An 8,920-nucleotide genomic window follows, 5' to 3' on the forward strand; every position below is an offset into this window, starting at 1 on the left:
GCTGGAGAACGCGACCTCCTTCTCCTCGCCGCAGACCAAGGTCAAGGTCACCGGTCACGCGCTGCCCGGTGCGGGCGGTGGACGTCCGGGTGGACCCGGCGGTCCCGGTGGTCCGGGCGGTGCGCGTGGACCTCAGGGTCCCTCGGCGCCGCAGGGCCGTCCGGCCGCGGGTTCCGGTGCCGGTCTCTTCGGCCAGGCTCCGGGCGCCCCGCAGGGTATGCAGGCTGCCGGTGCGGGCACGCCGCAGGGCTTCGGTGACGGTCGCCAGGACGCCTTCGGCGGACCCCCGCCGCAGAGCAACCCGGTGCCGCCGCAGCGCACGAGCAACGACGAGCCCGAGCCGCCCCGCGGCGGTGGCCGGCGGCGCGGCCGTCAGCCGCAGCTCCCGCCGCGCGGTGGTGCGCGGGCCGAGCTGCCCGGCGGCAACAACCAGCGCCCCAGCTGGAGCGACGAAAACGCGCAGCCCCCGCTGGGCCGCGGCAACCTCGACGCCCCGCGCGGTCACGACGAGCGGGACGCGGAGCAGACCTCCCGGATGCCGCGCATCGACGACCGCCAGGGCCCCGCGGCCACGGCGGAGATGCCGGCGGTACCGCGCCTCGACGCACAGGACAGCGGCCAGTCCCCGCGCCCGGGTACCAACGGGCAGCAGAACACGGGCCAGTTCCCGCGTCCCGGCGCCAACGGGTCGCAGAACCCCGGGCAGTTCCCCCGACAGGGCGCGAACGGCTCCCAGGACTCAGGCACGGGTCAGTTCCCGCGGCCGGACTTCGACGCCCCGCGTCCCGGCGCCAACACCCCGCAGAACGGCGGCCAGTTCGTCCGCTCGGACGTCTTCGGCGCCCCGGCAGGGGGTCCGCCGGGCCAGGCCAACAACCCGTCCAACCCGGCCAACACGGGACAGTTCGCCGTCCCGCAGGCGTACGACCCGAGCTCCACGGGCCAGTTCGCGACACCCGGCTTTGACAACGGCTCCACCGGTCAGCACAATCTGCCGAACCGTCAGAACCCCGCGAACACCGGGCAGTTCGAGCGGCCGCAGGTCAACGGGAACCGCAACGGCGCCGACCTCGGCGCCCAGCGGCCGCCCGCCCCGCAGCGTCCCACCCGCCAGGAGCCCGAGGCGTTGCCGCCTGCCACGGGTCCCGGTGACGGCAGGACGCCGCTGTACGACACGCTGGAGACCAACTGGTTCCACGGCCAGCAGGCGGAACAGCAGAGCCAGAGCAACGGTTCTACTCCCGCCCCGCAGCCGCAGGCACCGCAGGCTCCGGCGACACCCCCTCAACGTCCCACGGGCGGTACCTGGCGCAGCTCGCCGAACGACGACCTCGTTCGGCAGGCAGAGCGTGTAAGGCAACCGGCCGCGGGCGGCGTCACCACCTCCGGCCTGCCGCGCCGGGTGCCCAGGGCGAACCTCGTCCCGGGCACGGCTCAGCAGCAACAGCACCAAACGGGTCCGCAGGTCTCCCGTGCGCCTGATGACGTACGCGGCCGGCTGACCAATCTCCGTAGGGGCATCGCACAGGGTCGACAGGCCGGTACGGGTACCGGCCAGACCGGCAGCTTCCCCAGCCCCACTCACCAGCAGGAGCGTTAGTTGAGCCAGATGAGCCAGGCGGCACAGAACCTCAACTGGTTGATAACCAACTTCGTGGACAACACCCCGGGTGTGTCCCACACCGTCGTCGTGTCTGCCGACGGACTCCTTCTGGCCATGTCGGAAGGGTTCCCTCGCGACCGCGCCGACCAGCTCGCGGCCGTGGCCTCCGGGCTCACCTCGCTGACGGCCGGGGCATCCCGGATCTTCGAGGGCGGCGACGTGGCACAGACGGTCGTGGAGATGGAGCGGGGATTCCTCTTCCTCATGTCCGTCTCTGACGGCTCGTCCCTGGCCGTGCTCGCGCACCCGGAGTGCGACATCGGCCTTGTCGGCTACGAGATGGCACTGCTCGTCGACCGTGCAGGGGCGGTCCTCACACCGGACCTGCGCGCCGAACTCCAGGGCAGTTTGCTTCACTGACCGGCCCCGGCACCACCCGTCTCACCAAATCACCGTCCGGCCGCCACAATCCCCCCACCGGCCCTGTCAGACGGCTAGCCCGACCGACTTGCTGTCCCGCCCGGAGGATTCATGACCCCGCCCACCGCCTCTCATGATCCGTACGCCGAGCCGTACGGGGACGAGGGCGACCAGCCGCTGGTACGTCCGTATGCGATGACCGGCGGCCGGACCCGGCCGCGCTACCAGCTCGCCATAGAGGCTCTGATCAGCACCACGGCCGACCCGGCAGCGCTGATGGGGCTGCTCCCTGAGCACCAGCGCATCTGCCACCTCTGCCGCGAGGTCAAGTCGGTCGCGGAGGTGTCGGCACTCCTCGCCATGCCCCTCGGTGTGGCCAGGATCCTCGTCGCGGACCTCGCCGAGGCCGGACTGGTGGCCATCCACCAGCCGGGCGGCGACGAGAACAACGGCGGCGCACCGGACGTGACGCTGCTCGAAAGGGTGCTCAGTGGACTTCGCAAGCTCTGACGGAGGGCGGGCGACCACCTCCGCGAAGATCGTGGTGGCGGGTGGCTTCGGCGTCGGCAAGACCACGTTCGTGGGTGCCGTCTCGGAGATCAACCCGCTGCGCACGGAGGCCGTCATGACGTCCGCGTCCGCGGGCATCGACGACCTCACCCACACCGGGGACAAGACCACCACCACGGTGGCCATGGACTTCGGACGCATCACCCTGGACCAGGACCTGATCCTGTACCTCTTCGGTACGCCGGGTCAGGACCGCTTCTGGTTCATGTGGGACGACCTGGTGCGCGGCGCGATCGGCGCCGTGGTCCTGGTCGACACCCGCCGACTGGCCGACTGCTTCCCCGCGGTCGACTACTTCGAGAACAGCGGACTGCCGTTCGTCATCGCCCTCAACGGCTTCGACGGACACCAGCCGTACAACCCGGAGGAAGTCCGCGAGGCCCTGCAGATCGGTCCGGACGCGCCGATCATCACGACGGACGCCCGGCACCGCTCGGACGCGAAGAGTGCGCTGATCACGCTGGTCGAGCACGCACTCATGGCCCGGCTGCGGTAGCTATCGGCGGGCCTCGCATATGCAGTTCTCAAGTTGGCAGCGCCATACGGCAGTTGTCGTAGACACCCCGGAGCCGGCTGTGGCCTTTGACACGGTCGGCCCCGGTGTTCATAACGTTTCGGCAGAGGAATCGGGTGGTACCGCAACGCGTCGCGGTCATCCGGTGCCACTGCGCTAGCAAAGCCTCGTCTTTTGACGGGGCTCGCTCTTTATGACCGTTTTATCTGGGGCTTACATCACTCGGAATCCGCGGTTCCGACTGTTTGGAATCGCGCATGCTGACGTGCTGGAATGCGTGAACTGCCCAATAGTCAACGACGTACTGATAAGCAGAGGTCGTTGACGGGCTTGAGACACTGCGGCACGACGATAGGTGCCGACCGCCGGAAGGTTGTTGGTCGAGTGAGGCGAAGCAAGAACGGTCCCGAGCCGTCGGCCCGGGGCAACTTCACCCCGCCGCCGCGCGGAGCGGCGCCCGCCCCTGTGCCAGGCTCGGAGCCCACGGCGCCACCCGCTCCGAGTGGCGGCCGTTTCTCCCCCCGCAACTGGCGGGTGCCGACCAGGCTGAACGCGATCCTGCTCATACCCGTGGCGGTCGGCCTCGTCATGGGCGGCTTCCAGGTGAAGAGCTCGATCGACACCTGGCAGAACGCCGAGGACGCGCAGAAGACCGCCCGCCTGGTGCAGGCGGCCCTGACCTACAGCAACGCGATCACCAACGAGCGTGACTCCACCGCCGCACCGCTGCTGCTGGGCAAGGGCGTGAAGGACCCGACGGTCGTCGCCGCCCGCAAGGCCACGGACGACGCCGCGGACACCTTCGACAAGGCCGCGCAGAACATGCCGGACCAGTCGGGCCTGGATCGCCGGCTCAGCCGCTTCCGCAAGGTGGAGCCGCAGCTGACGTCCATCCGGGCCGCCGCGTACACCACCAAGTTCACGGGCGTCCAGACCGAAGAGGCCTACGTCAACCTGGAGCACCCGCTCCTGGAGTTCTCGAACGAACTAGGCCTGGGCACCGGCAACATCACCAGCTACGGCCGCTCGGTCTACGCCATCGCACTCGCCAAGGGCGCGCTCTCCCTGGAGCGTTCCATCGGCATGCACCTGCTGGTCAAGCCGGGCCCCGGCCAGGGCAGCCTCGCCACCCAGCGCACCGCCATCACCTCGTACGCCTACCTGGAGGGCATCGCCCTGCAGGAGTACCAGGCCGGTGGTACCGACGCTGACATCACGAAGCTGAACACGGCCATGGCGAAGGTCAAGACCGACGGCACGGCCATGGTCAAGCAGGCCGCCGCGCAGGCGAAGGCCGCCAACCAGACGTACGTGCCGCCGCCGGCCAACCCGATCGACATGATCACGGGGATGTCGCAGCTGCAGACCACCGACGCCTCGGCGCGCGCCGCGCTCGCCGAGAAGGGCATCACCGCGCAGAACTGGTGGGCGGGCACGACCCTCAAGTACAACGCGTACCGCAAGATCGAGGAGGACAAGGCCGACACCGCGGTGAGCGAGGCGTCGGGCATCGCCGACAACGCCAAGCGCGACGCCATCATCACCGGTGCCGCCGTCGTCGTCGCCCTGCTCCTCGCCTTCATCCTGGCCGGTGCCGTCGCCCGGCAGATGAGCCGCGCGATGCGCCAGCTGCGCAACGCCGCCTTCGGCATCGCCGAGCAGCGCCTGCCGATGCTGGTCGACCAGCTCTCGCGCACCGACCCCGGACGCGTGGACACCCGGATCTCCCCGATCCCGATCACCACGACCGACGAGATCGGCGAAGTCGCCCGCGCCTTCGACCAGGTCCACCGCGAGGCCGTACGACTGGCCGCCGAGCAGGCCCTGCTGCGGGGCAACATCAACGCGATCTTCACCAACCTCTCGCGCCGCAACCAGTCGCTGATCGAGGGCCAGCTGACCCTGATCACCGACCTGGAGAACAACGAGGCCGACCCGGACCAGCTGGAGAGCCTCTTCCGTCTGGACCACCTCGCGACCCGTATGCGCCGCAACGGCGAGAACCTCCTGGTCCTCGCCGGCGAGGAGCCCGGCCGCCGCTGGGACCAGCCGGTCCCGCTGGTCGACGTGCTGCGCGCCGCCTCCTCCGAGGTGGAGCAGTACGAGCGCGTCGAACTCTCCGGTGTCCCGGAGGCCGAGATCCACGGCCGTGCCGTGACCGACCTCGTGCACCTGCTCGCCGAGCTGCTGGAGAACGCGACGACGTTCTCCTCCCCGCAGACCAAGGTTCGCGTGACGGCCACCCGTCTCCCCGACGGCCGGGTCATGATCGAGATCCACGACAAGGGCATCGGCCTCACCGCCGAGGACTTCGCGGACATCAACCACAAGCTGGCCAACCCGCCGACCGTGGACGTCGCGATCTCCCAGCGCATGGGCCTGTTCGTGGTCGGCCGGCTGTCCGACCGGCACGGCATCCGCGTCCAGCTCCGCCCCTCGGGCGAGCAGGCCGGCACGACCTCGCTGGTCATGCTGCCGGACGCGATCACGCACGGTGGCGGTGGTGAGTCGCAGCTCCAGCGCGACGAGTTCACCGTCTCGCAGATCATGCCGGAGCAGCCGCAGCAGCAGTTCCAGGGCGAGGACTTCAACCACGCCCCGCTGCGCACGGCCGCCGAGCTCGGCTTCGACGACACCCGCTACTCCGAGGTGCCGGACGACATCCGCGAGCTGGACCCGGTGGGCCGCTCGCTGATGCGCGAGGAGCGCCGCGCGGCCCTGGAGTCCCAGAAGCCGGGCCAGGAGCTCGAACCCGGCGAGTACCCGGAGTTCTCCGAGTTCGACACCCCGCAGCAGCAGCCGTACGGCAACGGGCAGCAGGGCTACCAGGACCAGCCGACCGGCTTCACCGGCCAGCCGGCGTACGAGGAGCAGCAGCAGACGTCGTACGACGAACCGCGGCAGCCCTCGTACGACGAGCAGTACTTCGCGCCGAACGGCGGGGCACCGCAGACCGACGGCTTCCCCGACTCCTTCCCGTCGAACGGCGGCTACCCGGAGCCCGGGTACGCGGAGCCGGTGCGGGAAGAGCACGCGTCGCAGCACCCTGCCGCCTCGGAGACGTTCTCGGGCTTCGAAGAGCCGTCCTACCAGGACGACTGGCCGCAGCAGGGCGGTTACCGCAACGGGTACCCGGACCAGTACGCTCCGGAAGCGGAGTCCACGCAGGCCGCTGACGTGAGTGAGCGGGACCACGTAGGCTTCGAGCGTCCGGGACCGGCTCCCTCCGCCGTCCACGCGCTGACCGACGCCGGACTGCCGCGCCGCGGTTCGGCCGCGAACGGCACCAACGGTTCGCAGCCGGGACCGTCGGCCTCAGCGGCGCCGGAGAGCAAGGTCGATGTCTTCGGCACCGCGAACGGCGGCACCGGCGCTGTGGACTGGCGCTCGGCGAACGACGAGCGCTGGCAGCAGGCCTCGGCGCTGAAGAAGCCGAAGGCGGGCGGGGTCACCTCCTCCGGCCTGCCGCGGCGGGTACCCAAGGCCAATCTGGTCGAGGGCACCGCCGAGAGCACCCCCCAGGGCGGCCCCCAGGTCTCCCGCGCTCCCGAGGACATCCGGGGCAGGCTCAGCAACCTGCGCCGCGGGGTCCAGCGGGGACGCAGCGAAGGCAGTGAAACGAACGGTCGGGGCTTCGGCTCCGACAGCACCTACAACCAGGAGCGTTAGTGTGAGCCCGATGAGCCAGGCGGCGCAGAACCTGAACTGGTTGATCACCAACTTCGTGGACAACACCCCTGGGGTGTCCCACACGGTGGTGGTCTCCGCCGACGGACTCCTGCTGGCGATGTCCGACGGTTTCCCGCGTGACCGTGCCGACCAGTTGGCGGCCGTCGCGTCGGGTCTGACCTCGCTGACCGCGGGGGCCTCCCGCATCTTCGAGGGCGGTGCCGTGAACCAGACGGTTGTGGAGATGGAGCGGGGATTCCTCTTCCTCATGTCCGTATCCGATGGTTCCTCGCTCGCGGTTCTCGCGCACCCCGAGGCGGACATCGGCCTCATTGGGTACGAGATGGCCCTTCTGGTGGACCGTGCGGGCACGGTCCTGACCCCTGACCTTCGAGCGGAGCTCCAGGGGAGCCTTCTCAACTAACAGACGGACGGTGCGTTTTGGCGTCCTGAGGCCATAAGGTTTCGGGACGCGGCTCCACATTGATGGGTGCCCGGCACAGTCGGAGGAGGAGAAAGTGGCAACACCCCCAGGCGGTTCGTCTTCGGGCAACTGGTCGTACGGCCCCGGCCAGGGGCAGGGCGACGGTTCCCAGAACCGGTACAACTTCCCCTCCTCGCCGTCCCCGCGCCGCCCTCAGTACCCGCAGGGCCCCGGCCCGTCGCCGTACGACCAGCCGCCGGCGCCGCGCATCCAGCCTGTGCAGCCCCATCGACGCTCCCCCGAGCCGGCCCCCGCGGGGTCGACGAGCAATCCCCTGGTGCGTCCGTACGCCATGACCGGCGGCCGGACCCGCCCCCGCTACCAGCTCGCCATCGAGGCGCTGGTGCACACCACCGCGCAGCCGCACCAGATGCAGGGCCAGTTGCCCGAGCATCAGCGGATCTGCAACCTCTGCCGGGAGATCAAGTCGGTGGCCGAGATCTCGGCCCTCCTGACGATCCCTCTCGGTGTGGCCAGGATCCTCGTCGCCGACTTGGCGGAGGCGGGCCTGGTCGCCATTCATCAACCCGGCGGCGACGAGAACGCCGGCGGCCAGCCAGATGTGACACTGCTCGAAAGGGTGCTCAGTGGACTTCGCAAGCTCTAGCGGAGGGCCTTCCCGCTCCACCACCTCGGCGAAGATCGTGGTGGCGGGTGGCTTCGGCGTGGGCAAGACCACGTTCGTCGGGGCCGTCTCGGAGATCAACCCGCTGCGTACCGAGGCTGTGATGACGTCCGCGAGCGCGGGCATCGACGACCTCACCCACACCGGAGACAAGACGACCACGACGGTCGCCATGGACTTCGGACGCATCACCCTGGACCAGGACCTGATCCTGTACCTCTTCGGTACGCCGGGTCAGGACCGCTTCTGGTTCATGTGGGACGACCTGGTGCGCGGCGCGATCGGCGCGATCGTGCTCGTGGACACCCGCCGTCTCGCCGACTGCTTCCCCGCGGTCGACTACTTCGAGAACTCGGGTCTCCCCTTCGTCATCGCCCTCAACGGCTTCGACGGCCAGCAGCCGTACAACCCGGACGAGGTCCGCGAGGCCCTGCAGATCGGCCCGGACGCGCCGATCATCACGACCGATGCCCGCCACCGCGCGGACGCCAAGTCGGCGCTGATCACGCTGGTCGAGCACGCGCTCATGGCCCGCCTGCGGTAGTCCGACCCCCGAAGTCCTCGAAGGGGCCAACTCCGGCTGGAGTTGGCCCCTTTGTCGTACCCGATGACGCCACCGGACCTGGCCGCGTTCGTACGGCAGTGGCACGAGGCCGTCCGGGAACTGGGCGACGAACTCCCCTGCGGCGTCGACGAGTTGCCGCGCTACGAACAGTCCCTGCTCAACAGCCTCAAGGACCGTGCGCGGCATGCACTTGCCGGAGTGGCTGACAGGACGTGAACGCCTTCCGGCCGAACTGAGGGCGCTCACGCTGGAGCGCTGCGTCGTGCCTGGGGACTCCCGCGCCTACCGCGACCTCAGTTCCCTCGACTCGCTGTTCATCACGTCCTGCCGGACTCCTGACGGCGACCCCATCACCGCCCCTCGACCTTCCGGTCAAGGACCTCACCGTCGGCTAGCCCGCGAACGGCAACGGCCCCACCCTCCCGCAGGAGAGTGGGGGCGTGAACGAGCTGAAGGCTCAGTGCCAGCTG

Annotated in this window: 8 protein-coding genes and 1 pseudogene; all 9 read left to right on the forward strand. The window is 69.8% G+C overall.

The window, feature by feature from the left end:
- Positions 1 to 1,600, forward strand: a pseudogene (locus tag ACFWP5_RS50355) (hypothetical protein); the annotation flags it as partial.
- 9 nt (positions 1,601 to 1,609) lie between these two features.
- A complete protein-coding gene (locus ACFWP5_RS50360; RefSeq protein ID WP_005479910.1) occupies positions 1,610 to 2,023 on the forward strand; it encodes a roadblock/LC7 domain-containing protein in 414 nt (137 codons plus the stop codon).
- Between the two features lie 111 nt (positions 2,024 to 2,134).
- Entirely contained in the window at positions 2,135 to 2,533 is a 399-nt protein-coding gene (locus tag ACFWP5_RS50365; RefSeq protein ID WP_019058642.1) for a DUF742 domain-containing protein, read from the forward strand.
- The gene (locus tag ACFWP5_RS50370) at positions 2,514 to 3,089 is read left to right on the forward strand and encodes an ATP/GTP-binding protein (protein ID WP_006375318.1); all 576 of its coding nucleotides are present in this window, start codon (positions 2,514 to 2,516) and stop codon (positions 3,087 to 3,089) included. The genes ACFWP5_RS50365 and ACFWP5_RS50370 overlap by 20 nt, the downstream gene beginning before the upstream one ends.
- Positions 3,090 to 3,491: 402 nt before the next feature.
- Positions 3,492 to 6,776, forward strand: a complete 3,285-nt coding sequence (locus tag ACFWP5_RS50375; RefSeq protein WP_384173492.1) for a nitrate- and nitrite sensing domain-containing protein — start codon at positions 3,492 to 3,494, stop codon at positions 6,774 to 6,776.
- Between the two features lie 10 nt (positions 6,777 to 6,786).
- Positions 6,787 to 7,200, forward strand: a complete 414-nt coding sequence (locus tag ACFWP5_RS50380) for a roadblock/LC7 domain-containing protein (RefSeq protein ID WP_019058640.1) — start codon at positions 6,787 to 6,789, stop codon at positions 7,198 to 7,200.
- A gap of 94 nt (positions 7,201 to 7,294) precedes the next feature.
- Entirely contained in the window at positions 7,295 to 7,867 is a 573-nt protein-coding gene (locus tag ACFWP5_RS50385) for a DUF742 domain-containing protein (protein ID WP_384173495.1), read from the forward strand.
- Complete coding sequence (locus tag ACFWP5_RS50390; protein ID WP_100572095.1) at positions 7,848 to 8,429, forward strand: ATP/GTP-binding protein; 582 nt, start codon at positions 7,848 to 7,850, stop codon at positions 8,427 to 8,429. Before ACFWP5_RS50385 ends, ACFWP5_RS50390 begins: the two co-directional genes overlap by 20 nt.
- Before the next feature lie 51 nt (positions 8,430 to 8,480).
- Complete coding sequence (locus ACFWP5_RS50395) at positions 8,481 to 8,666, forward strand: hypothetical protein (RefSeq protein WP_384173498.1); 186 nt, start codon at positions 8,481 to 8,483, stop codon at positions 8,664 to 8,666.
- Positions 8,667 to 8,920 lie beyond the last annotated feature (254 nt).

The organism is Streptomyces sp. NPDC058469, from assembly GCF_042721125.1.
GTDB lineage: Bacteria > Actinomycetota > Actinomycetes > Streptomycetales > Streptomycetaceae > Streptomyces.

What these genes read in the sequence shown, in the direction of transcription:
- ACFWP5_RS50360 (WP_005479910.1), top strand. Translation starts at nt 1,610, where the DNA reads ATGAGCCAGGCGGCACAGAACCTCAACTGGTTGATAACCAACTTCGTG.
- ACFWP5_RS50365 (WP_019058642.1), top strand. Translation starts at nt 2,135, where the DNA reads ATGACCCCGCCCACCGCCTCTCATGATCCGTACGCCGAGCCGTACGGG.
- ACFWP5_RS50380 (WP_019058640.1), top strand. Translation starts at nt 6,787, where the DNA reads ATGAGCCAGGCGGCGCAGAACCTGAACTGGTTGATCACCAACTTCGTG.